Source organism: Streptomyces sp. NEAU-YJ-81 (assembly GCF_017592595.1).
GTDB classification, from domain to species: Bacteria; Actinomycetota; Actinomycetes; order Streptomycetales; family Streptomycetaceae; genus Streptomyces; species Streptomyces hygroscopicus_B.
The window spans coordinates 139,200-161,895 of the sequence record NZ_JAGFNO010000005.1 but is presented as its reverse complement, the minus strand read 5'-3'; the positions used below and the strand labels follow the sequence as shown (position 1 = coordinate 161,895).

The window sequence follows — 22,696 nt, the reverse complement described above, 5'->3', positions numbered from 1 at the left end:
AGCGAGCCTCCGGGTGGCGAAGTCCCAGCCGCCGACTCCCCGTTCGGGGAACCTTCCCACACCACCTTGGAATCAGACCCGGAGACGGCCGACATCGCATTTCGCGAGAGCTGCGGGGTAGCGAGCACAAGAGAGAGGGGATCGGACTAATGCGTTCCCTAGCCGGAACAATTGACCCCGTCGAGGGTCGAGGTGGCGCCGATGAAGTCGAGCAAGTCCTGGTTGACGTCATCGGCGTGGGTCATGAAGAGGCCGTGTCCCGCCCTGGGGTACTCCTTGTAGACGTTGTCCGGCACCAGCTTCGCCATCCGTCGGCCGCAGAGTCCGATGGGAGCGGAGGCATCGGCGTCGCCGTGGATGATCAACGCCGGGACCTGGAGCGCGGCGGCCTCCTCGCGCAGATCGGTGGCGAACCCTGTCCTGATCACTTCGACGGCCGCCTTGGCCGAGCAGTCAAGGCATCTCCGCACCGTCCACTCCATGAGCTCGGTGGAGATCGTGTTGCCCAGATGCGTCGCGAAGAACGCTTGTGCATTCTGGGCCATCCACCTCGGGCGGTCCTTGGACCGCTCCGCCAGCAAGGCGTCGAAGGCGTCCTGGCCGATCCCGTTCTGGTTGTCCTGCCCCCAGGCCATCAACGGCGCGGTGACCGACATCAGCACCACCCGGCTCACCCGCGCATAGCCGTGGCGCGTCAGGTAGCGGATCACCTCCCCACCGCCCATCGAGTGGGCCACCAGGGTCACTTCGCGGAGGTCGAGGAGATCCAGCAGCGCCGCGAGATCATCGGCGAGGGTGTCGTAGTCGAAGCCGTGGCCGACCCAGTCCGAGCGGCCGTGCCCCCGCTTGTCGAAGGCGACACAGCGCAGGCCCGCCTCGGACAGCGGGAGCATCTGGAACTCCCATGAGCTGCTGCTGAGCCAGGCCCCGGTGACGAACACCACCGGCTTGCCCTGTCCCCAGTCGGTGTAGAACAGGCTCGTTCCGTCGGAACCTTCGAAATACGGCATGGTGGGCGGATCCTTCCTGGGCGATGAGGTGTCGCCGCGTTGCGGCAACTCTCGTCCAGCCGGCTCCCGTCCGTCGATTACGCCGGAGGTAATGAGCGGCGCGAGCCCACCCGGCATCCCGGTGCGCGAAGCGTCACCATCTTCACCATTCACCTCCGCCGCCGGGCGGGCGAGACCCCGGCGGACGTCGCGGCTCTGAGTTTTATCCGAGCCGGCGTCGAATGAAATCCGACCCGCATCGCCTTGTGCCCCCGGCGGCTACGTGCATATTCAACGGGACGCCTGCTGTCAAGAATGGATTTCAGGTCTCCCAGGCCGTCTATGTCGTGTCCAAACTGGACGTGCCGATGATGCTGGACAGGGCCGGCGGTCCACTTACGGTGAGCGAACTGGCCGAGAAATCCGGCGCACAGGTCCAGCCGTTGCGCCGCCTGCCGCGGACGGGCGAGCCCGCCGCGGCGCACTACCTCGGCAAGCCCTTCTTCGACTGGGTGAACGAGAACCCGGACCGATCGCAGCAGTTCAGCAATGCGATGCCATGACCGCCCAGGGGCTCGAAGGGTCGGGAGGCTGTCCCACTCGACGCCTTCCGACCGATGGATGTGCGGTGGGGCTGCTCGGTGTGGCCGGTCAGGGCAGGATCTCGACGTACCCGTCGGTTCCGTGCACGCGGATCCGCTGCCCGTCCCGGATCAGCCGGGTGGCCCGCTCCACGCCCACGACGGCCGGCAAGCCGTACTCCCGGGCGATCACCGCGCCATGGGTCATCAGGCCGCCCACCTCCGTCACCAGGCCCGCGATTCCGACGAACAGCGGCGACCAGCTCGGGTCCGTGAAGGCCGTGACCAGGATGTCGCCCGCTTCGAGATCGGCCTGCGCCATGTCAAGGATGACGCGGGCCCGTCCCTCGATGGTCCCGGCGGAAACCGGCAGGCCGATCAGGGCTCCGGCCGGCGCGTCGTCGCGCCGGTACGCCCCGGTGAGAGCCTCACCATCCGAGGTGAGCACCCGGGGCGGGGTGAGCGCGTGGTACGACCGGAAGGCATCCTTGCGCTGCTGGATGAGCTGGTCATCCACCTGGTGCGAGCGCACCACGTCGTGGAGTTCGTGGAACGTGAGGTAGAAGATGTCCTCCTGCTCAGGAAGCACGCCTGCCTGCACAAGGCGCTCGGCCTCCGCCAGCAGAGCCCGCTTGTAGACGAAGTAGCGGCTGATGATGCCGTACTTCGGGTACTCCCGGTACCCGATGAAGGTTCGGACCCGGTCGATCATCCGCTTGGTCTCGTCGGCCTTCCGGTCCCCGTCCGGCAGGGCCCGCAAGCGTGACAGCACGTCCTGTTCCTTCTGCCGCGCCTTCTGCCGCCCTTGCTCGAAGCGCCGCTCGGCGGCGCCCGGCTCGAAGTTCCTGACGTTGTCGAGGATCACGGGCACGAGTGTGGTGGGGCGCTCGCGCCACCGTGGCCTCGTGATGTCGATCTCGCCGACGCAGCGCATGCCGTACCGGTCGAGGTAGGACTCGATGGCGTCGCGCGTTTCGGTCCCGCCCGCGAGCTTCGCCAGCTCGTCCAGGAAGGCTGCGTCCTCGGCGTACTCGATGTCCTCGACACCCCGCAGGAACGCCACCACCTCCGGATGCGGGCGGATCACATCCGCGACGTCGAGCAGCGCCAGTCCCATCTCCGACGTGACGTTGTCGGGGGCGGACAGTGTGAGCGTGTCAGCCGCGTTCTTCTCGCCCAGCCACTCCCGCAGCGTGTCGTTGAGCCACCACGTGGCCTCCATCCCCGCCATGATCGCCTGCATGCTCAGCGGATCGGTGAGGACGCGCTTGTGCTCCTCGAAGGTCTCCAGCAAGAAGTCGAACAGCGCTGGTCCGGTCCTCGTCCTGATGTCGTGCTCCAGGGCGGCGATGGACGTCCGGCTGCGCTCGATCAGCTCGGTGACGATGGCCGGATCGGTCGCGATCGGGGCGGACGCGCCACGCGCCGGGGGCCCGCCAGGACCCGCGTCCGGGAGCGACGGGACGAAATCGTCGCGTTCGAGGACGGTCTCCAGAGCGTCCCTGATCAGCGGATCGCCTCTCCCTACGACGTCCAGGAGGGCGGCGCGGCTCGCGGGCGAGGCCAGGCGCCGGGTGGCGTCGACGAACAGCCTTCCGCCGGCCTCGTGCATCGGCGCCATGGCCGTGAGCTGCCACACGGAGATCCCCAGGGGCCTCATGGGGTCGGTCATCATCTGCTGATGGCCCACGGAGAGGTAGACGTGATTCTCCTGGTCGCCGGTCTCGGGGATGGGGAACAGGGTCGTGATCGGCCGACTCTGCACGATCTGGAAGCCATCGTCGACCAGGCACCATTCGATGTCCTGGGGGCGGCCGAAGTGCGCTTCGATCCGCCGCCCGAGCTCCACGAGCCGTACGGCCTGCGCGTCCGTCAGCGCCGGCTGTTCCTGCCGCCGCGAGTCGATCGCCACTTCCCGCGTACCGCCGGCGGGCAGGGCCTGAACGGCACACTGTTTGGCGGCGATCGTCTTGGCGACGACTTCGCCCTGTCGCACCGTGAAGACGTCCGGGTTCACCAGACCGGAGACCAGGGCCTCGCCGAGCCCGAAGCCTGCGTCCACGGTGGCGACCTTCCGGTCGCCCGTGACGGGGTCGGCCGTGAACAGGATTCCGGCCGCATGCGGGAAGACCATCTGCTGCACGACCACGGCCATGTGGACCGTACGGTGGTCGATGCCGCTGCGCCGACGGTAGGTCACGGCCCGCTCGGTGAACAGCGAGGCCCAGCACCGGCTGATGTGCTGGAGGATCGCCGTCCGCCCCACGACGTTCAGGTACGTGTCCTGCTGACCGGCGAAGGAGGCCGTCGGCAGGTCCTCCGCCGTCGCGCTGGATCGGACGGCGTAGGCGGCTTGTTCGCCGAGCCGGGCGAGCGCGCGGGTGATCGCCGCCGCGAGATCGCCCGGGATGGCGATCCCTTCGATGGTCCGACGCATCCGCGCACTGAGCGTGCGGATCGCCTCCCGGTCGTCCGGGTTCACGCGCGACAACTGATCGAGGTGATCGTCGATCGACGGCGCTTCCGCCATGATCCGCCGGAAGGCGTCCGTCGTCACGCAGAAGCCACCCGGCACCCGGATGCCCTCGATCCGCGACAGCCCGCCCAGGTGCGCGCCCTTGCCGCCGACGACCGCGGCCTGCGTCTCGGCAACCTCTTGAAGATCCAATACGTACTGCTCACTCATCGCGAGACCTCCGAGGCAGCCGTGCTCCATTGCACCGCGGGCCGGTCCCACCACTGGTTCGACGTCATCGCGTCCCCCATACGTCGACAACAACACACGTACGTCGTGCCCCCATTTCCGCAGGTTGTGGCATCGGCCGACGATTCTGCGCCGTGACCCGGGGCTTGCGGCAAGCCCCCCTGCGCGCTATACGTTGAAAGTGGCAAGGAGAGAGTGTTTCTCCTTGCCTTTGCCTTTGCCTTCGTCCTCTCGGCCTCCGCGCAACGTGTGCGGGCGCGCCGTCCGGCCCGCCGCCGACGCGGCCCCGGGGCGGGCCCTGACAGCGGCGAACCCGGCGGGTACGGTCACCGCACGACGGGCGACGCCGGAAGAGGACCCCATGAACCCATACGCAGGCGACGCCGCGCGCATGAGGACGCCATGCTCACGCGTGCCGCACAGGCAGGCGACGTCTCGGCCCTGGGGCTGCTGCTGGAACGCCACCGGGCCGGCATGCGCGCGGTGGCGCTGAGCATTCTGGGACCCGGCCCCGATGTCGACGACGTGGTCCAGGAGGCGGCTGGGTGGCTGGGACCGGTTGGTGCGCTCCATGGACAACGACATCGAGGCCGGCGTACGGCAGCGGCTCGTGCATGCCGTGGCCGGCCGGCCCCCTCACCGCGAGTGAAAGTCGGAAGGTGCGGCGCCGTCCGCCGCGGGGGGCGCCGCATGGCGCAACCGCGCCGGATCGGCACGGGTCAGGGCCGTGGGCGCGGCCAACTGCCGGCCGGTCTCGTACACCTCCGCGAAGCGCTCGTCGCCGAGCGCGGCCCGGCCGCGGCTGGTCAGCGTGCGGACCTGCGGATCGGTACGGTCGTGGGCGCCCCGCAAGCGGGCCGCCGCGCCGAGCACAACGGCCACGTCGAGGTGGCGCCCGTACAGCGCGGCAAGGCCGGCCACGGTCACCGCCACCGTCGCCACGATCGGCATGTCCTTGCTGTCGACCGCCGCCGCGTACGCCCGGCCCAGCGCCTCCTCGGCGCCCGGCCCGTCGCCGAGTTCGAGACAGAGCTCGCCCCGCACCACGCCGACCAGCGCCTGCCCGTGGCCGCCGCCGAGCGGGAACTGCGCGGACAGCCCGGCCTCGGCCGACTCGACCAGCTCACGCGCCCGGTCCAGGTCACCGATCCGTACCCACACGCCGGCCTCCCGCGCGTCGAGGAGAATCGCCATCTCGGGCGACGCCGAGCGCAGCGCACGCTCCCGGGTCGCGGCGATCATCTCGGTCGCTCGCGCGGTCTCACCGAGTCGGACCCACAGATCGATCCATCGCAGGTCGATGAAGATCTCGTCGCTGAGGCTGAGCGACCCGAACTCGCGGGCCAGCCTCTTGGCCTCGGTCAGGTCGGCCAGCGCGCCGTCGAGATCGCCGTCGTACTGCCGCAGCAGCGCGCGCAGCGGCAGCGCCCTGGCCAGGCCCCAGCGGTCGCCCGCCCGGGCGAAGCAGTCCAGCGCGGCGGTCACATCGCCGCGGACCGGATCGAGGCGACCCTCGGCCTCGGCGGACTGGGCCCGGAACATGCGGGCCAGTCCGGCCAGCCATACGTCCGGTCCGTCGACCAGCCGCTGGATGATCGTCGGCGACGCTCCGATCTCCTCCATTGAGGCCAGCCCCGCCGCGGTCAGCGCGCCGCCAAAGCCACCGAAGCCACCGGAGTCCGCCGACTCCGGCTGGCTCAACAGCCGGTCCGTGAGCGCCCGTAGCTCCTCGCGCCGTTCCTTGATCGAGTCGATGGCCGGCGCGCTCGGGGTGGCGAAGGTGTTGAGCAGCAGCATCCCCTCGGCGATATCGCGCTCCGCGCTCGGCCGCTCGACCGGCAACGCGACCGCCTCGCCGAGCCAGTAGACCGCGTCGGAGTGGCGGCCGAGCATCTGCCAGTACCAGATCAGGTTCACCGCGAGCCCGATCGCGCGGTCGGCGCCACCGGTGTCGCCGGTGTCGCCGGTGTCGCAGAGGTGGCGCAGGGCGGCGAGCACGTTGTCGTACTCGGCGCGCAGCACATGGAGCGCGTCCAACTGCCCAGGGCCGCGCAGCAGCGGGTCCTGCCGGGCGACCAGCTCGGCGAAGTGGCGGGCCGCCAGGTCCCGCACGCCGGTCAGGGCGCCCCGCTCGGCCAGACTCTCCAGGCCGTACTCGCGGATCGTCTCCAGCATCCGGTACCGGCCGGTGTCCGGCGCGAGTTGCAGCAACGACCGGTCGACCAGGCCCGCGAGCAGCTCCCGGATCTCGCCGGCCGGCACCGCGGTACCGGCACAGACCGCGGTGGCCGAGGCCGGTGTGACGCCGCCGGGCAGCACCGCGATCCGCTCCGCGACCGTACGCGCGTCCGCGTCGAGCAGGTCCCAGCTCCACGCGATGACCGCCCGCAGCGTGCGGTGGCGCGGGAAGGCGGTCCGGCTGCCGGTGGTGAGCAGGCGGAACCGGTCGGACAGCCCGGCGGCCAGATCGGCCAGCGCGAGCGTACGCAGACGGGCCGCGGCCAGTTCGAGCGCGAGCGGCATGCCGTCCAGGCCACGGACGATGCGCAGCACCTCGCCGAGGTTGTGCGCGTCGACGTCGAACCCGGGCCGCACGGCCGCCGCCCGCTCGGTGAACAGGCGCACCGACGCCGTACGACGAGCCTGCCCCACGTCCTCGTCGGGCTCGGGCAGGGGGAGCGGGCCGAGCGGGACCAGCCCCTCGCCGTCGACCGCCAGCGGCTCCCGGCTGGTGGCCAGCACCCGCAGCCCGGCGCAGCGGGCCAGCAGCGCCGAGATCAGGTGCGCCACGGCGTCGATCAGATGCTCGCAGTTGTCGACCAGCAGCAGGCTCTCCCGGCCGGCGAGCTGATCGACGAGTACGTCCAACTCCTCGCCCTCGACCCGCATCCGGGCCTCGAACATCGCGCCGCCGCGCAGCCCGATCGCGGCCAGCAGCGCCGCGCCGACCTTGGCCGGTTCGGTGACCGAGGCGAGGTCGATCATCCAGGTGCCGTCGCGGTACGCGTGGCGGTGGCGGCGGGCGGCCTCGATGGCGAGGCGCGTCTTACCGGCGCCGCCGGGACCGAGCACGGTGACCAGGCGCCCGGCGGCGAGCAGCGTGCCGATCCGGGCGAGGTCGGCGTCGCGCCCGATGAAACTGGTCAGCGGCGCGGGCAGGTTGGCCGGACTGGTCTGCTTGGCGGGGCTCGTCTGCTCGGCCGGACTGGTCGGCGCGGTGTCGGCGGCCGGGGCGGGCCGCTCGGCGCGCAGCAGGCGCAGATGGCGCTCGTGCAGGGCGGCGCCCGGGTTGGTGCCCAGGACGTCGGCCAGGGTTGCGCGGATCCGCTCGTACCGGGCCAGGGCCTCGGCCTGGCGGCCCTGGGCGGCGAGCGCGTCCATGAGCAGCGCGGCCGCCCGTTCGTGGACGGGGTGCTCGGCGAGCAGGGCGGTCAGGCGGGCGGCGGCCTCGTCGGCACGGCCCAGGGAGAGCTCGGCGTCGGCGAGGTCGGCGACGGCCTCGACCGAGGCGTGGGCCAGCCGGGTCGCGGCGGCGGGCGCGACCGCGGCGACGGCCGTGGGCTCGGCTCCGGGGCGGTCGTCCCATAGCGCCACGGCCTCGCCGAGCACGGCCGCCGCGGCATTCGGGTCGCCGGTCCGCAGGCGGGCACGGCCGTCGGCGGCGAGTTGCTCGAACCGCAGCGCGTCCACGTCGTGCGCGTCCACGTCCAGCCGGTAGCCACCCGCGACCTGTGCGACGGCGTCGGCCGAGCCGAGGGTCCGGCGCAGCCGCGAGACGAGGGTCTGCAGGGCGTGGGCGGGGCCGGCCGGCGGGCCCTCGGCCCAGACCGCGTCGACCAGGACGCCCTGCTCGACCGCGCGCCCACCGGCGAGCGCCAGCCGTACGACCAGACCTCGCGACCGGGCACCAGGAACGGGCAGGGCGGCGTCACCGCGCGACACCCGAAAGGCGCCGAGCAGCGTGACGCGAAGCGCGCTCCCGTCCATCCCCCGATCTTCGCGCACGCGCTCTCGGATCCCCACATCAGGGCAGTGCCTCCACCAGGACAGCGCCTACATCGGGACGGCGCCTGACGTTCGCCGTCCACGCCCGTACCGGACGGCGCGGCGAGCGCGACCGTGATCACGGCGGCGTACGGCCATCCGCACATCCCCGGCACGCCGCCATCAGCAGCCTGCCGGGGGCCCGTACGCAGCGCTGAGACGGTGCGGGACGGCAGCGTCAGCGTCAGCGCCACGTGCCCCCATGTCAGCGCCGTGTGTGCCCCGTGTGAGCGGCCCGCGTCAGCCTTCCCGTGCCTGAAGACCACAGGCTTCGGAAGGGAAGTTGTCGTGCATGACGTAGTGATCGTGGGCGCCGGCCCGGTCGGTCTGTTCCTCGCCTGCGAACTCGGCCTCGCGGGCTGCTCGGTCCTGGTGCTCGAACGGGAGCCGGAGCCCAGCTCCCCGTGGCGGGCGGAGCCGCTCGGGATGCGGGGCCTGTCCGCCGCGTCGGTCGAGGCGTTCTACCGCCGCGGGATGCTGCACCCGCTGCTGACGGCCTCGGGCGTCCACGACGATCCCGGCGCGCACACCGACACCGACGAGCCGTCACCCCCGCGCACCGCGGGCCACTTCGCCGGCATGATGCTCGATCCGGCCAAGGTCGACGTCGCCGCCCTGCCGTTCCGGCTTCCCAGCCCGGCACCGGAGGGCATGCTGACACACCTCGAAGCGGTCGAGGCGGTGCTGTCCGAGCGGGCGTCCAAGCTCGGCGTGGAAATCAGGCGCGGCGTCACGGTCTCAGCCATCGCCCAGGACGAGGAGAGCGTGGTCGCGCAAGCGGGCGAGCACGCGTACGCGGCGCGCTGGCTCGTCGGCTGCGATGGCGGACGCAGTACGGTGCGCGGGCTCGCGGGCTTCGACTTCGTCGGCAGCGAGCCGCAGTTCACCGGCTACACCCTGCACGCCACCATCGCCGATCCCGAGAAGCTGCGCCCCGGGTTCAACCTGACGCCGAGCGGCATGTACATCCGGATGCCCGCGGAAGGGCACATCGGCATGATGGACTTCGACGGTGGCGCGTTCGACCGCTCGCAGCCGCCGACTCGCCACCATCTCCAGACGGTTCTGCGCCGAGTGTCCGGCACCGACGTGACACTGAGCGCCATCCATCTCGCCTCGACTTTCACCGATCGGGCGATGCAGACGACGACCTACCGGGCGGGACGCGTCCTGCTCGCGGGCGACGCCGCTCATATCCACTCCCCCCTCGGCGGGCAGGGACTCAACACCGGCATCGGCGACGCCATGAACCTGGGATGGAAACTCGCGGCCACCGTGCACGGGCACGCCCCGGACGGGCTGCTCGACACCTACACCCGCGAGCGCCATCCGATCGGCGCGGCAGTGCTCGACTGGTCGCGCGCCCAGGTGGCGGCCATGCGGCCGGACGCGCATGGCCAGGCGATCCAAGCGGTGGTCCGCGACCTGATCGGGACCCGTGACGGAACGACCTACGTGTTCCAGAAGGTGTCGGGATCGTCGATCCGCTACGACCTCGGCAGCGAGCATCCACTGGTCGGCCGCAACGCCCCGGACCTTCGCCTTCAGGACGGCACGCGCCTCGGCGACCTGATGCGGGACGGACAAGGCATCGTGCTCGATTTCAGCGTCGACCGACGCCTGCACGGTTCAGCGATGCGCTGGGAGGGCCGGATGCGGTACGCGGCCGGGCCGGCGAGAAACGACCTCGGATCAGGCGCCGTGCTCGTCCGGCCGGACGGCGTCGTCGCCTGGGCAGGCGATCGCCACCCCGACCGTGAGGCGCTCGAGCGGGCCGCGGTCCCATGGTTCGGCAGCCCGGTGGCTTGATGCGGCTGCCCCGCTCCCTTCTCGCTGTGCCGTCGAAGATGGCGTGCGCGGGTCACCGGGAGACGGTGGCGGCAGGCGGGGTCCACCGGTGAGTGCGGGGCACCGTGCCGGGGATGCCGTAGTCCTTCCTGAGCTGTTCGGGGATGGCGTAGTGCATCACGCGTCCGCGGGTGAGGGAGGACAGTTCGAGGATGGTGGTGAGGTGGCCGAGGCGGTCCAGCGCCCAGGCCCCGAGCGGGGAGCGGTCCTCGATGGTCTCCAGTACGCCGAGGAGGTGGGGCACGGCCTTGACGACGGTGTCCCACGGGGTGCGCGGCACTTGGAGCCAGTCGGCGCAGGTGTCCCCGACGAGGTGGCGGATGAGTGCGGAGACGATCGGGTCGAAGAAGGTCCCGGGCACGACCTCCTCGTAGAGGTCGATGAGCTGCCGGGTCAGGTGCGCGCCTTCCTCGGACGGCCCCATGTGCCGGACCATGTACAGGTCGAGGAACCGGCGGGCGTCGTCGAGGGTCGTGGGGACGGCGTCCTGGTCGACGCCGAGCATGGCACCGACCACGCGCCAGGCGTAGTAGTACGCCTCCGCGCCGTCCGTCGACATGTGGATGCCGAGGCGGTGCAGGCTGTCCAGGACCAGCAGGGAGAAGAACATCTGCCCGCCGATCATGTCCTCCTGGCAGATCGGCGTCCCGAGCGCGTCGGTGTCCCAGCGGTTCTCCCGCCTCAGGTGGTGGCGGATGGAGGCGTGCAGCAGGCGGACCTTCTGGGCGGCGGGGATGAAGCGGCTGCCGGCCTCGAAGGCGCCGGGCTGCATCAGGTAGACGGTGAACTGGCCGGTCTCCGCCATCCGTTTGGCGGGGTACTTCAGCCCGTGGGTGGCCGACAGCAGCTTCGCCACCCGCGGGACGACGTAGCACGCGGGCATGGAGGCGAAGGACAGCGCGGTGGAGATGTGCACGTTGTTGTCGGTGAAGAACAGCCGGGCCTTCTCCATCTCCCCCCAGTCCACCCAGGAGGGCGGGGCGCTGGTGGCCCGAAGGTACTCCCGGGCGACATCGGGCAGCCCGTCCGGCAAGGGAGCGCCGACGGTGGAGACATAGCGCATCAGGGTGTTGAACATGCCCACCTCCCCGCGTTCGAAGAGGGCGGCGACGGTGGCGTCGGCGAGTTCGTCACCGGCCTGCCGCAGGGCGTCCATCGATGCCTCGGTGTAGGTCATGACAGAACTCCTTGTCATTCACGGGTCGTTCACGACAGGCGGGGGCGGCGGCCGGGACGGCACGTAACTCCCGCCTGCGCGGGGTCAGGACAGGCGGACCGCCGCCGAACGCGCCAGCGCGGTCAGGGCAGTGGCGGCGTGCGGGGGTGCGTCCAGCTCGTGCAGAGCGTCGAGGGCCTCCTCGACCCGCGCGGAGATCATGGCCTCGATACGGTCCGGGGCCTTCAGCCGGCACATCACCTCACGGACCGCGTCCAGACCGGCCGCGTCCAGATCGCGTCGGCCGAGGAGGGCGCTCAGCTGCTCCCGCTCGTCGTCACCGGCGATGCGCCAGGTCTCCGCCAGCAGGGCCGTGGGCCGGTGGCCGCGCACATCGTCGGCGTTGGCCTTGCCGGTGCGTTCCGGGTCTCCGAACAGGCCGAGCAGGTCGTCCCGGAGCTGGAACGCCTCGCCCAGCGGCAGCCCGTACGCGGAGTAGCCCTCGCGCAGCCGCTCACCGGCCCCGGCCAGGGCGCCGCCGATCAGCAGGGGCTGCTCGACGGTGTACTTGGCGGTCTTGTACCGGATGACCTTCAGCGACGCCGTGGTGTCCGGATCGGCCCCGGTACGCAGGATCTCCAGGCACTCCCCCGCGATCAGCTCCCGGGCCAGCACCGACCACAGCGGGCGGGCCCGTGCCAGGTACGCGGCGGGCAGACCGCTGGTGGCGAACATCTGCCCGGCCAGCGACATCAGCAGATCCCCCACCAGCATCGCCAGCGACCTGGCGGCGGCCACCGCACGCGGGCGGCGGCGTACGGCACCGCGCAGGGCGATATGCGCCGTGGGCCGGCCATGCCGCAGCGGACTGTCGTCGATGAGATCGTCGTGCACCACCGCGGCGGCATGCACCAGCTCCATCGAGGCCGCCGCCCGCACGAGCGCATCGCTGTCCGGCTGCCCCACCGCGCGCCAGCCCCAGTAGCAGAACGCCGCCCGCAGCCGCTTGCCGTCCGCGACCGCCGCCTCCAACTGCCCGGCCACCGGGCCCAGGGCCGGATCGATCGCCGACAACTGCTCGGCCTCCTGGGCGACGAAACGGTGCAGCACCTCGTCGACGCGGGTCTTGAACGCGGCCGGCCCCCATCGGTCGGACCCCCGCCGGTCAGACATCGCCGGTGGCCCGCCGAGCCAGCGCGTGCCGGGCGAGAATCTCCAGGTGGGCCGGGGGGACGGCCGCGGTACGCCGGTCCAGCACCAGGCGCCCGCGTGCCATCAGATCGTGCTCGGCCTCCGCCGCCAGCTCCGCGGCGTCCGAGCGGCGCAGCAACACCCGCGCCGTCCCCAGCACCGAACCCAGCGTGCTCACTGCCAGATCGGCCAGCCCGGCCGCCAGCAGCACCGCCCGCTCGTCCAGTCCCCCGCGTCGTCCCGCGCCTTGCGCCATCCCATCCCCCACCCTCAGCACGTCCGGGCGGCGCCGGTCATACGCCGTGTCGGCCAGCGTGGCATCGCACCGGGCATATGAAGGGAACAACTCACGATCGAGTGATGACATCGCTCCCGTGTGCGGGTTGCTCTTCCCGCGGGGGTCGGGCGACCACGGCCCAGCGGACCCGCCTAGCCGCGGGGGCTGCTGATCCGTTCAGGCTGGATCACATAGATCACCCGGACTTGATCGCGGCCGCCGAACCAGGGATAGGGCCCCCCGAGGTACTTCTGCGCGAGCGCCTCGATGTGGTCGCTCGCTCCCTCGGTGGTCACCCGCACCACACGGCCTCGGATCTGGACGTAGGAGGAGGGCTGCGAGGGGTCGGCGACCGCGACGGCCACCCGCGGGTCGCGCGCGATGTTCCGGGTCTTCTGATGCGACTCAACACTGTTGATCAGGACGTGCTCGCCATCGGTGTCGACCCAGGTCTGGGTGAGCTGGGGCGAGCCGTCGGGCATCGTGGTGGCGAGGTAGCAGGTGCTGGGACGGCGCAGCAGCGCCAGCACGTCCTCGCCGAGGGGTACGGGCACGGGATCCTCCAGGGGGCGGTTCGGTGGGGTGCTGGGGCCACGGTAACCACGGCGGGGAGCCCGGCCCTCCCCGCCCCCGAGCCGCGGCTCCCCGAAGCACCTGACCGGCGTCGGGGCCGGGGTCGGCCGCAGGGGGCCGACCCCGGTGGGCGGGGCCCGTCAGGGGGCGATCCCCACACCGTCGATCCGGCTCCACGCCCGCTCCTGTGCCGCGGTCATGGCGGGCCAGCCGAGCCCGCCCGGTCGGGGACGGACCCGCGAGGCGTAGGGCGAGGGGTGGAAGGCGGAGTCGTAGAAGCAACCGCTGCCGTAGATGTCGTCGAAGGCTCCGCAGGAGGCCGCGATCGAGGACGGGGTCGGCTTACGGCCGGAGCGCACCCAAGTGTCGAGCGCCGAGAGGGAGTTGGCGTATTCGGAGTCGCTCAGCGCACTGTGCTCGGTCTCCTTCGTGAACGTCTGGACGAGGTTTCCGCCCCGGCCGGCACCCCGGAGAGTGGCGCGGTAGGCCGCCTCGTGCTCCACGAAGGCCGTCGGGTCGTCGATCGCGTGCAGGGTGAGGACCGGAAGGGAAACCCTGCCGGTGAGATCGCTGTCGTAGGAGAGGTCACGGCGGGCGGTGGGATCGGCCGAGAACCGCTCGACACCCGCGTTGAGCGCCTTGTCGTCGTGTGAACCCGAATACCACACACCCCGGTTGCCGAACGGGTTACGGCCGCCGAGCCGGTTCCACACGATGTCCCGGAAGGTGAAGGTCGAGAACTGCAGATGCGATTCGAGTGAGCGCTCCGGGATGCGGGTGACGGCGAGGATGTCGTCGAGGTTGCGCTGCTGCGCCGCGGTCCGGTCCGCGGGGTCGGACGCGTAGCCGGTGCACTCCTGAAGGCGGGCGCGGAGCCCGGCGTTCGTCAGGGTGGAGTCCGGCCGCAGCCCCTGCCACAGGGGGTATTGCGGCTCGGTCGGCCGGGGGTGGTTGTGGCAGTAGTACTGGTAGACCACCCGCAGGTCGACGCGGTAGTCGTAGCCGCGCGAGCCACCGCCGAGGACACCGCTGGTCAGCAGCGCCCCGTCGTAGGCCCCGGGCCGTGCGCCGTAGGTTTCCGCGACCTTCGCGGCGACGTCGCCACCCCAGGACTGGCCGTGGATGTACGTCCGCTTCGGCTTGCCGAACCGTGCGAGGAACAGGCGGCGTACGTTCTCGGTGTCGGCGGCGGCCATCCGGGTTCCGTAGCCACCGCGGCGGTAGGAGGAGCCGGCCCAGGCATATCCCTGGTCGACCATCACCGCCCAGCGCTCCAGGTCGTCGGCGCTGCGGGACGGGTCGGAGGAGTCGCCGAGATCGGGCCCGCCGTGTGCGTGCACGACGAGGGATCCATTCCAGTGCGTGGGCACCGCGATCGTGTAGTACGCCCCGTTGGTGTCCTGGCCGGTGTAGCACTTCGCCTTCCCGGCCAGCTTGGCCGGGCAGGTGGCGGCCGCGGGCTGGGTGGTCTGGGCGTGGCCGGTGGGTGCGTTGCCGAGCGTGCCGAGGGACACGGCCGCGAGCACGGCCGCCAGTACCGCTGGACGGCGTCGGCGGTGGGAGGCCCACCAGGAGACATGCGTGGGCGCGTCAGATGTGTTCAAGGAGTGGCTCCTATCGTGCTCCGCGCGAAGCTGCGCTGCGCACGGGGATGCTAGGAACCGCCGGGGGCGAGCGCCATCCCGTCGATCATTGCGTTCATATTGTTCGCCGGGAGCGCCGACGGCGGCGGCGGGTAGGTCAGGAGGACGCGCGGACCACGAGGCGTGGCTCGATCACCGTCTCGCCCGTTCCGGCGCCGGTCATCTGCGCGGCGGCCTGCCGCACCGCGGCCCGGCCGAGGAGTTCCTTGTCGACCGTCAGGGTGGTCAGCGGCGGGTCCACGAGCCGGCTCAGCGTCAGCCCGTCGCAGCCGACGAACGCGCAGTCCTCCGGCACCCGCACCCCGCGGTCGCGGGCGCGGCGCATGGCACCGATGGCGATCAGGTCGTTGTACGCGAGCACGGCCGTCGCGCCGAAGCCGGTGTCCAGCACGTCGTCCATGGCCGCCGCCCCGCCGTCGAGGGAGTTGGCCGCCGGGAACACCCAGTTCTCGTCCGCGGGCAGCCCCAGTTCGGCGGCGGTCCCCAGGAACAGCGAGTGCCGGGTGCCGCGGTCGCCCGCGTCCGGGCGCCCGCGGTCGTCGAGCATCGCGATCCGGCGGTGGCCGCGCTCGACAAGGTGGCCGACCACCTGGCGCATCCCGCTGGCGAAGTCGATCCGGCCCCCGCTCACCGCCGGTGGCCGGTGCTCGTTGTCCAGCAGGACGAAGGGCATCCCGGAGCGCCGGATGAGCTCGATGGCGCCGGGGTCCAGCAGAAAGGCGATACACGCGTCCACGTGGTTCACCACGGTCTTCGCCACCGCGGTCTCGCGTTCCAGGGCGGATCCGGTGCTGTAGACGGCGACCTGCCAGCCGCGCTCGTCGGCCGCCGCCAGCACACCGGAGACCACCTCGGGAAAGAACGGGTTGAGCACGTCCGCGATGACCAGCCCCAGCGTGGTGAGCCCCGGGCCGACCATGCCACGGGCGAACCGGCTGGGCCGGTACCCCATGGACTGGGCCACCAGGAGCACCCGCTGCCGGGTGGCGGGGTCGATCTCCGGTTTGTCGTTGACCGCGCGGGACACGGTCTGCCGGGACACCCCGGCCGAGCGCGCCACGTCGTCGATGGTGATCCGGCGCGGCCTGCCGTTCGCGGGCATGGTCCCCACCCCTCTCCCCCACCCGCGGACGTGGCACTCGGGCGCGCTCATGGATGCGGTCCCCGATCCGCTCCCGCCTTGATAATCACCGCGGCGACGACGGGCGTCAACGGATCGCCACCGCATAACACCCCACCGCCGCACACATATTGACACGGCGGCCGGGTGAGCCGGACAGTGCTTCGTGAACGCTCACGGGAACGTTCACGGAGGACAGGATATGCCCACGCCGAGGATCCCGCTCCGCCCCTTCCACATCTCTGCTGCCCGCACCACACATGCCATCCGCGCCACCCGCTCCCGGTGGCGCGCTGTGTGCGCGGCGGTCGTACTCGCCCTGGCCATCGGCCTCCTCGCCGCCCCCGCCAAGGCCGAGGTCCACCACCCCCGGCAGGAGTGGCTGCGTCAGTCCACCGCCGGGCTCTTCCTGCACTGGGGCATGTTCACCCACCCCCAGCACCGCGACTGCGCCGAGTGGGAGCGCGATGTCACCGAGGGCGGCTGGAGCGCCGACTACTGGGTGGACGAGGCGCGCAAGCTCGGCGCCTCGTACATCGTGCTGGCCACCTTCCACAGCAGGCTGGGCTACGCCCGCCCGTGGCCCTCGAAGATTCCGGGAAGCTGTGCCACCGAGCGCGATCTGCTCGGCGAGTTGGTGGCCGCCGGTAAGGCCAAGGGCGTGCGCATCGTCCTCTACATGACCGACGATCCGCAGTGGCACAACGCGGACGGCGTCGAGACGCTGGATTCGGCCGCCTACTCGGCGTACAAGGGCGAGCAGGTCGACCTCACCACGCGCCAAGGCTTCGGCAGGTACAGCTACGACCTGTTCCTCGAGGCCATGGAGAAGTACCCGGACCTGTCGGGGTTCTGGATCGACAACGACAACGAGTACTGGGAGGAGCACGGCCTCTACGAGAAGATCCGCGAGCGCCGCCCGGACTGGCTGCTGAGCAACAACAACGAAGACACGCCGATCATGGACACGGTCAGCAATGAGCAGAAGACCGGTATGACCCCGGCGTACGACTACCCCGCCGCCGTGAGCGTTCCCATGCCCCGGCTGACCGAGGCCGACTACAAGCTGCCGACCACCGGCGACTGGTGGTACGACGGCGGTGACCACGAGGTCGACGCCCGGCTGAGCACCGGCCGTTACATCACCAACGCGGGCTCCTCCATCAAGTCGCTCATGGCCGAGACACCCATGGTGAACGGCAAACTCCCGCCCCAGCAGGAGGAGTTCAACGACTTCATGGGCAAGTGGGTTGAGCCCATCAAGGAGTCGGTGCACGGCGTCGAGGGCGGCGGCTATATGTACGGCGGCATGCGGCCCGGGTTCTGGAACGACGGCGCCCATGGCGTGGTCACCGTGGGCCGGGGCGAGAACGGCGACCGCACCCAGTACGTACACGTGGTCACCCCGCCCCGCACCGACATGGTGCGGCTGGGCGACAACGGCTACACCGTGCGCCGGGTCACCAACCTCCGCACCGGTCAGAAGATGCGCTTCAGCCAGTCCGGCGGCCATCTGTCCATCCTCGGCATCCACGACTGGGATCCGTACGACACCGTCTTCAAGGTCGAGACCGACGGCCGCCGGCCCTTCTATCCGCAGTCCGGTGTCGGCGCCACCGCCACCTCCGCGCGGACCGGCCACCCGGCGGCCGACCTGGCCGACGGCGACTACGAGACCTACTGGGACAGCGACGGCAAGCTGCCCGTCTCCGTCACCCTCGACCTCGGCGCGCGCAAGCACACCACGGCGCTGGCGGTGAACCAGCGCGAGTGGTCGCCGACGCACGCCCGGTCCTCCTTCGGGCGCCCCGAGGACTCCGCGCGCATCAAGGACTACCGCGTCTACGCCAGCGGCGACGGCAAGCGCTGGACGCAGGTGCGCTCCGGCACTCTGCCCAGCGCCCGCGGGGTGCAGACCATCGACATCGGTGGCCGCGACGCCCGCTATCTGAAGCTGGAGGTGCGCAGCCTGTGGGGCGGCCCGCAGGCACCGGAGTTCTACAACCAGCTGCGCATCGACGAGATCCAGGTGGCCTACGGCCGCTCGAAGACCACCCGCAGCCGGCTGCCGCTGGAGGCCGAGGCCCGGCAGAACGCGTCGTCGGGCACGGTCCGCTCCGTGGCATGCGGCGCCTGCTCGGGCGGCCGGCGCGTGGACGGCCTCGGCGGCGGGGCCCGCAACTCCGTGACGTACCGCGAGGTCCGCGCCCCCGAAAGCGGCGACTACCGGCTCCAGTTGGACCACACCGCGAAGGCCGCCTCCTCGCTGTCCGTGAGTGTCAACGGCGCGGCACCGGTCGAGGTCCCCGTGGTCGCGGGCAGCCCCGAGGTGCCGGAGAGCACGGCGGTGTCCGTGCCACTCAAGGCGGGCGCCAACACGGTGAAGGTCTTCAGCACCGCCCGCCGCGGCCCCGGGCTGGACCGGATCGCGGTCGCCCCGCTGCCCCCGGCCTCGTACACGCCCAAGACCACGCTCACCGTCCAGCCCCACGGTCTGCAATGGGTCGGGCCCGGCCGGCGGTCCCTCACCGTCACGGCGACTCTCCGGCTCGACGCCGACGAGCAGCTCGACGGCATCAGCCTCGCCCCCCGGCTGCCGGCCGGCTGGACCGCGGACGGCGGCCCGGTCACGGCCCGGTCGCTGCGGCTCGGCCAGACGGTGCGGGGCACCTGGACCCTCACCTCCCCGCCCGGCCAGGACGCCGGTTCGGCCGACATCCCCGTCACGGCGGACTTCGGGCTGCTCGGCCGGCAGAAGTCGGTCTCGGACCAGGTCAAGGTGCGGCCACTGCCCGCCGACCGGATATGGGCGCGCGAAGCGGAGGACTCGGCCAACCAGTTCGGCAGCACGGGCCTCACCGGCTGCGGACCCTGCTCCGGGGCCGAGAAGGTGCGCAACATCGGCGGCAGCGAGCAGGCGGCCATGGTCTTCCCCGATGTCGTCGTCCCCGACGGCGGGCAGCACACGCTCCACCTCGACTACACGGTCAACGGCACCCGCTCGTTCCAGGTGAGCGTCAACGGCGGCCCGGCGACCAAGGTGACCGTGACCGACACCGGTAACACCACCCCGCGCACGACCTCCCTCCCGGTCACCCTCAAAGCCGGCGCCAACACCATCAAGATCTCCAACGACACCGAGTCCGCCCCCGACCTCGACCGGCTCTCCGTCGGCCGGACCACCTGAGGAGCCAGGCGATGCATCCGAGACCTTCCCGCCGCTCGGCGCTGCGCACCGGCGGTCTGCTGGCGGCAGGCGCGCTGCTCCCCCAACTGCCCGCGGGGCAGGCGTACGCGGCCACGTCGCACACCGGCGCGGCCACCGACTACTCCGGGGCGTGGCGCGCGGTGCCGGGGATCCTGGACCGGATCAGGCCGCCCGCCTTCCCCCGCCGGAGCTTCAGGATCACCGACTACGGCGCGGTCGGCGACGGGCGGACGATGAACACCGCGGCGTTCCGGGCCGCCATCGCCGCCTGCCACCGCGCGGGCGGCGGCCAGGTCGTCGTCCCCGAGGGCCGTTTCCTCACCGGTGCGATCCATCTGCGCAGCCGGGTGAATCTGCATGTCACCGCGGGCGCCACCATCGCCTTCAGCCCCGATCCGCGCGACTTCCTGCCGGTGGTGCTCACCCGCTGGGAGGGCACCGAGTGCTACAACTACTCGCCCTTCATCTACGCGTACGGCGCGCGGGACGTCGCGGTCACCGGGCCCGGCATCCTCGACGGGCAGGCGCGGCTCGGCCCGTGGGAGAGCTGGTACCGCGACAGCGGACCGCAGGGGGCCGATCAGAAACTGCTGCGCGAGATGGGCTCCACGGGAGCGCCGGTGGCCAGGCGCGTCTTCGGTGACGGCCACTATCTGCGGCCGAAGATGGTGCAGTTCTACCGCTGCCGCAATGTCCTGGTCAGCGACCTGACCATCGTCGACCCGCCGATGTGGACCGTGCATCCGGTGCTCTCCAGCAACGTCACCGTGCGCGGTGTCACCGTGGACAGCACCCTCTACAACACCGATGGCTGCGACCCGGAGTGCTGCTCGGATGTGCTCATCACCGACTGCCGCTTCAACACCAACGACGACTGCGTGGCCGTCAAGTCCGGCCGGGACGAGGACGGCCACCGCGTCGGCGTACCGAGCAGGAACATCGTCGTACGCGACTGCCAGTTCTCCGGCCGCTGGGGCGGGATGACCGTCGGCAGCGAGATGTCCGGCGGGGTGCGCGACATCTTCGCCGAGAACTGCGAGATCAACCCACCGGACTTCCCCGGCCGCTACCCCGTCAAGCACGCGCTGTACGTCAAGGCGAACAAGAAGCGCGGCGGCTTCATCGACGGTGTGCACATCCGGAACTTCACCGGACAGGACGTGGAGCGCGACATCGCGTTCGTGACCATGGCCTACAACGGCGGCGAGGACGGGACCCTGCCGGTGTCCGTGCGGAACATCCATATGGACCGTATGGCGATCGACGGCGCCCAGACCGTGCTGCGGCTGGTCGGCCTGGACACCGACCATCTGCGCGGTGTGCACCTCTCCCGCTCCGCCTTCACCGGCATCCTCAACCCCGACAGCATCGCCTACACCGACGACCTGACCTTCCGGCGGGTCATCGTCAACGGCCAGGAGGTGCCATACCTGCCACCCGCCTGATCGGCGCGCGGCCGGGGGCCGGCGGCGCGGCTACTCGAACCGTGCCGTGTCCCCCGCCCCCCGGCGTACGATCTCGGCCTCGCCGCTGGAGAAGTCGATGACCGTGGTCGGCTCGGTGCCGCAGTCACCCGAGTCGACCACGGCGTCCACCACATGGTCGAGCCGTTCCTTGATCTCCCAGCCCTGTGTCATCGGCTCGTCCTCGTCGGGCAGCAGCAGGGTGCTGGAGAGCAGTGGCTCACCGAGCTCGGCGAGCAGGGCCTGGGTGACGACATGGTCGGGGATCCGGACGCCGACCGTCTTCTTCTTCGGGTGCGGAAGCTGACGCGGTACGTCCTTCGTCGCCGGGAGGATGAAGGTGTAGCTGCCGGGCGTCGCCGCTTTGATCGCGCGGAACACGTCCTTGTCGATGTGCACGAACTGGCCGAGCTGCGCGAAGTTCTGGCACATCAGGGTGAAGTGGTGACGGTCGTCGAGGTTGCGAATCGACCGGATTTGATTGATTCCGTCACGATTGCCCATCTGGCATCCCAGCGCGAAGCAGGAGTCCGTCGGATAGGCGACCAGCCCACCGGAGCGGATCCTGTCGGCCACATTGCTGATGGTGCGCTGCTGAGGGTTATCGGGATGCACATCGAAATACTTCGCCATCCACCGAGCCTACGTGCACCGACGGCACGCTTCGACCTCGATGGCCTGATCGGCGGCGCCGCGATGGCCGGGCGCGGAGCGCCCCTGGGCGTCACATCGGCCACAGGTGTTCCCCGCCGAGGGGATGCAGTACTCCTCGGCGGGGTGTGGTTCAGTCCGCCAGGGCCCGGCGGTAGACCGCTGGATCGACGTTGCCGCCCGACGCCACGAGCGCCACGGTCCTGCCCCGTACGTCCACCTTCCCGGACAGCAGTGCCGCCAGGGATGCGGCGGCCCCCGGCTCCATCACGATCTTGAGGAGCCGGTGGGCCGTGCCCATGGCGGCCAGGACCTCCTCGTCGGTGACGGTCAGGCCGGTCACATCGTGGTGGCGGAGGACGGCCAGCGGGCGCGCACCGGCCGCCGGGCCGGAGATGGCGTCCATGAGGCCGCCGGGCGGGTGGGGATTGGCGCATACGCGGCCGGTCGCCAGGGACCGGGCCATCTTGTCGAAGCCTGCCGGTTCGACGATGTGGTTCACCATGCCGGGGAACGCGTGGTGGAGCGCGGCGATCACACCGGAGGCCAGCCCGCCGCCACTGCAGTTCACCAGGACCGCGTCCGGGGTCAGGCCCAGCTCGCGCGCCTGCTCGGCCATCTCCAGGCCGACGGTGCCCTGCCCGGCCATGACCCTGACGTCGTCGAAGGGCGGGATCAGCGTCATGCCGCGGTCCTGAAGGATCTTCCGGGCGACCTCTTCCCGGTCCTCGGTCCGCGGGTCGTACAGGACTGTCTCGGCGCCCCACCAGCGGCAGTTGTCGACCTTGATTTGCGGGGCGTCATGCGGCATGACGATGACCGCGGGGCAACCGGCGAGCCGTGCCGCCGCGGCCACGCCCTGCCCGTGGTTGCCGGCGGAGTAGGCCACGATCCCCGCGCGGCGCGCCTCCTCCTCCAGGGCGAGCAGGGCGTTGAGCGCCCCGCGCACCTTGAACGAGCCGGTGAGCTGGAGGCATTCGGCCTTGACCAGGACGCGGGCGCCGACGAGCTCGTCCAGCATCGGGGAGGTGAGCAGAGGTGTCCGGACCACATGACCGGACAGGCGCCGCGCGGCCTCGTGGATGGCGTCCATGCCGAAGCCGGGCACGATGCCGTCCGCGACGGCCGCCGCGTTCACTTCCGGGGGCTCGGGCATACGCGGCCCTCGCTCCCCGGGTCGGTCGTGGATCTCGGACATCGGTGGGTGTCCTCTCGCGTGGTCGGGCGGGGTCCCGCATCGGCAGGGTA

The 22,696-nt window shown here is 71.3% G+C and carries 15 protein-coding genes and 1 pseudogene; 5 read left to right on the top strand and 11 right to left on the bottom strand.

What is annotated here, in order from left to right; all coding sequences use genetic code 11:
* Nucleotides 1-158: 158 nt before the first annotated feature.
* The gene (locus tag J5X86_RS14330) at nt 159-1,010 is read right to left on the bottom strand and encodes an alpha/beta fold hydrolase (RefSeq protein WP_208517146.1); all 852 of its coding nucleotides are present in this window, start codon (nt 1,008-1,010) and stop codon (nt 159-161) included.
* A 326-nt stretch (nt 1,011-1,336) separates the two neighbouring features.
* Here J5X86_RS14330 and J5X86_RS14325 point away from each other — a divergent pair, with 326 nt between their 5' ends.
* Nucleotides 1,337-1,552 (top strand): hypothetical protein, encoded by a 216-nt coding sequence (locus J5X86_RS14325; protein ID WP_208517145.1) that lies wholly within the window; start codon nt 1,337-1,339, stop codon nt 1,550-1,552.
* Nucleotides 1,553-1,640: 88 nt separating this feature from the next.
* Here the strand turns inward: J5X86_RS14325 and rph are convergent, their stop codons facing one another.
* Nucleotides 1,641-4,256 (bottom strand): rifamycin-inactivating phosphotransferase, encoded by a 2,616-nt coding sequence (gene rph, locus J5X86_RS14320; RefSeq protein ID WP_208517144.1) that lies wholly within the window; start codon nt 4,254-4,256, stop codon nt 1,641-1,643.
* A gap of 420 nt (nt 4,257-4,676) precedes the next feature.
* On the opposite strand from rph, the pseudogene J5X86_RS50665 reads away from it, so the two are divergent.
* Nucleotides 4,677-4,817, top strand: a pseudogene (locus J5X86_RS50665) (sigma-70 family RNA polymerase sigma factor); the annotation flags it as partial.
* A 93-nt stretch (nt 4,818-4,910) separates the two neighbouring features.
* On the opposite strand, the gene J5X86_RS14315 reads toward J5X86_RS50665, so the two are convergent.
* Nucleotides 4,911-8,261 (bottom strand): BTAD domain-containing putative transcriptional regulator, encoded by a 3,351-nt coding sequence (locus J5X86_RS14315; RefSeq protein ID WP_208517143.1) that lies wholly within the window; start codon nt 8,259-8,261, stop codon nt 4,911-4,913.
* A 345-nt stretch (nt 8,262-8,606) separates the two neighbouring features.
* Here J5X86_RS14315 and J5X86_RS14310 point away from each other — a divergent pair, with 345 nt between their 5' ends.
* Nucleotides 8,607-10,127: an FAD-dependent monooxygenase gene (locus J5X86_RS14310; protein ID WP_208517142.1), complete on the top strand. Its 1,521-nt coding sequence runs from the start codon at nt 8,607-8,609 to the stop codon at nt 10,125-10,127.
* Nucleotides 10,128-10,179: 52 nt separating this feature from the next.
* Here the strand turns inward: J5X86_RS14310 and J5X86_RS14305 are convergent, their stop codons facing one another.
* The 6 genes from J5X86_RS14305 to J5X86_RS14280 all read right to left on the bottom strand — a co-directional run bounded on the left by J5X86_RS14305 (nt 10,180) and on the right by J5X86_RS14280 (nt 16,108).
* Nucleotides 10,180-11,343, bottom strand: a complete 1,164-nt coding sequence (locus J5X86_RS14305; RefSeq protein ID WP_208517141.1) for an oxygenase MpaB family protein — start codon at nt 11,341-11,343, stop codon at nt 10,180-10,182.
* A gap of 84 nt (nt 11,344-11,427) precedes the next feature.
* On the bottom strand, nt 11,428-12,495 hold the full coding sequence (locus J5X86_RS14300) for a polyprenyl synthetase family protein (protein WP_208517140.1): 1,068 nt from the start codon (nt 12,493-12,495) through the stop codon (nt 11,428-11,430).
* Nucleotides 12,488-12,769 carry a polyprenyl synthetase gene (locus J5X86_RS14295; protein ID WP_208517139.1) on the bottom strand — a complete coding sequence of 94 codons (282 nt, stop codon included), beginning with the start codon at nt 12,767-12,769 and terminating at the stop codon, nt 12,488-12,490. The genes J5X86_RS14300 and J5X86_RS14295 overlap by 8 nt, the downstream gene beginning before the upstream one ends.
* A gap of 173 nt (nt 12,770-12,942) precedes the next feature.
* On the bottom strand, nt 12,943-13,344 hold the full coding sequence (locus J5X86_RS14290) for a PPOX class F420-dependent oxidoreductase (RefSeq protein WP_208517138.1): 402 nt from the start codon (nt 13,342-13,344) through the stop codon (nt 12,943-12,945).
* Nucleotides 13,345-13,503: 159 nt separating this feature from the next.
* Entirely contained in the window at nt 13,504-14,967 is a 1,464-nt protein-coding gene (locus tag J5X86_RS14285; protein WP_208517137.1) for a hypothetical protein, read from the bottom strand.
* A 136-nt stretch (nt 14,968-15,103) separates the two neighbouring features.
* A complete protein-coding gene (locus tag J5X86_RS14280) occupies nt 15,104-16,108 on the bottom strand; it encodes a LacI family DNA-binding transcriptional regulator (protein ID WP_208517136.1) in 1,005 nt (334 codons plus the stop codon).
* 220 nt (nt 16,109-16,328) lie between these two features.
* Here J5X86_RS14280 and J5X86_RS14275 point away from each other — a divergent pair, with 220 nt between their 5' ends.
* Together J5X86_RS14275 and J5X86_RS14270 are read left to right on the top strand one after the other, a co-directional pair.
* Entirely contained in the window at nt 16,329-19,313 is a 2,985-nt protein-coding gene (locus tag J5X86_RS14275; RefSeq protein ID WP_208517135.1) for a CBM35 domain-containing protein, read from the top strand.
* An 11-nt stretch (nt 19,314-19,324) separates the two neighbouring features.
* Nucleotides 19,325-20,779 (top strand): glycoside hydrolase family 28 protein, encoded by a 1,455-nt coding sequence (locus J5X86_RS14270; protein WP_208517134.1) that lies wholly within the window; start codon nt 19,325-19,327, stop codon nt 20,777-20,779.
* Between the two features lie 30 nt (nt 20,780-20,809).
* On the opposite strand, the gene J5X86_RS14265 is transcribed toward J5X86_RS14270, so the two are convergent.
* The gene (locus J5X86_RS14265; RefSeq protein ID WP_078645147.1) at nt 20,810-21,430 is read right to left on the bottom strand and encodes an L-threonylcarbamoyladenylate synthase; all 621 of its coding nucleotides are present in this window, start codon (nt 21,428-21,430) and stop codon (nt 20,810-20,812) included.
* 151 nt (nt 21,431-21,581) lie between these two features.
* On the bottom strand, nt 21,582-22,604 hold the full coding sequence (locus tag J5X86_RS14260) for a threonine/serine dehydratase (RefSeq protein WP_243980360.1): 1,023 nt from the start codon (nt 22,602-22,604) through the stop codon (nt 21,582-21,584).
* Nucleotides 22,605-22,696 lie beyond the last annotated feature (92 nt).

Excerpts from the sequence above, each read along its gene's own strand:
- J5X86_RS14330 (WP_208517146.1), bottom strand. The coding sequence starts at position 1,010 with ATGCCGTATTTCGAAGGTTCCGACGGAACGAGCCTGTTCTACACCGAC.
- rph (WP_208517144.1), bottom strand. The coding sequence starts at position 4,256 with ATGAGTGAGCAGTACGTATTGGATCTTCAAGAGGTTGCCGAGACGCAG.
- J5X86_RS14315 (WP_208517143.1), bottom strand. The coding sequence starts at position 8,261 with ATGGACGGGAGCGCGCTTCGCGTCACGCTGCTCGGCGCCTTTCGGGTG.
- J5X86_RS14305 (WP_208517141.1), bottom strand. The coding sequence starts at position 11,343 with ATGACCTACACCGAGGCATCGATGGACGCCCTGCGGCAGGCCGGTGAC.
- J5X86_RS14300 (WP_208517140.1), bottom strand. The coding sequence starts at position 12,495 with ATGTCTGACCGGCGGGGGTCCGACCGATGGGGGCCGGCCGCGTTCAAG.
- J5X86_RS14295 (WP_208517139.1), bottom strand. The coding sequence starts at position 12,769 with ATGGCGCAAGGCGCGGGACGACGCGGGGGACTGGACGAGCGGGCGGTG.
- J5X86_RS14280 (WP_208517136.1), bottom strand. The coding sequence starts at position 16,108 with ATGCCCGCGAACGGCAGGCCGCGCCGGATCACCATCGACGACGTGGCG.
- J5X86_RS14275 (WP_208517135.1), top strand. The coding sequence starts at position 16,329 with ATGCCCACGCCGAGGATCCCGCTCCGCCCCTTCCACATCTCTGCTGCC.
- J5X86_RS14270 (WP_208517134.1), top strand. The coding sequence starts at position 19,325 with ATGCATCCGAGACCTTCCCGCCGCTCGGCGCTGCGCACCGGCGGTCTG.
- J5X86_RS14265 (WP_078645147.1), bottom strand. The coding sequence starts at position 21,430 with ATGGCGAAGTATTTCGATGTGCATCCCGATAACCCTCAGCAGCGCACC.
- J5X86_RS14260 (WP_243980360.1), bottom strand. The coding sequence starts at position 22,604 with ATGCCCGAGCCCCCGGAAGTGAACGCGGCGGCCGTCGCGGACGGCATC.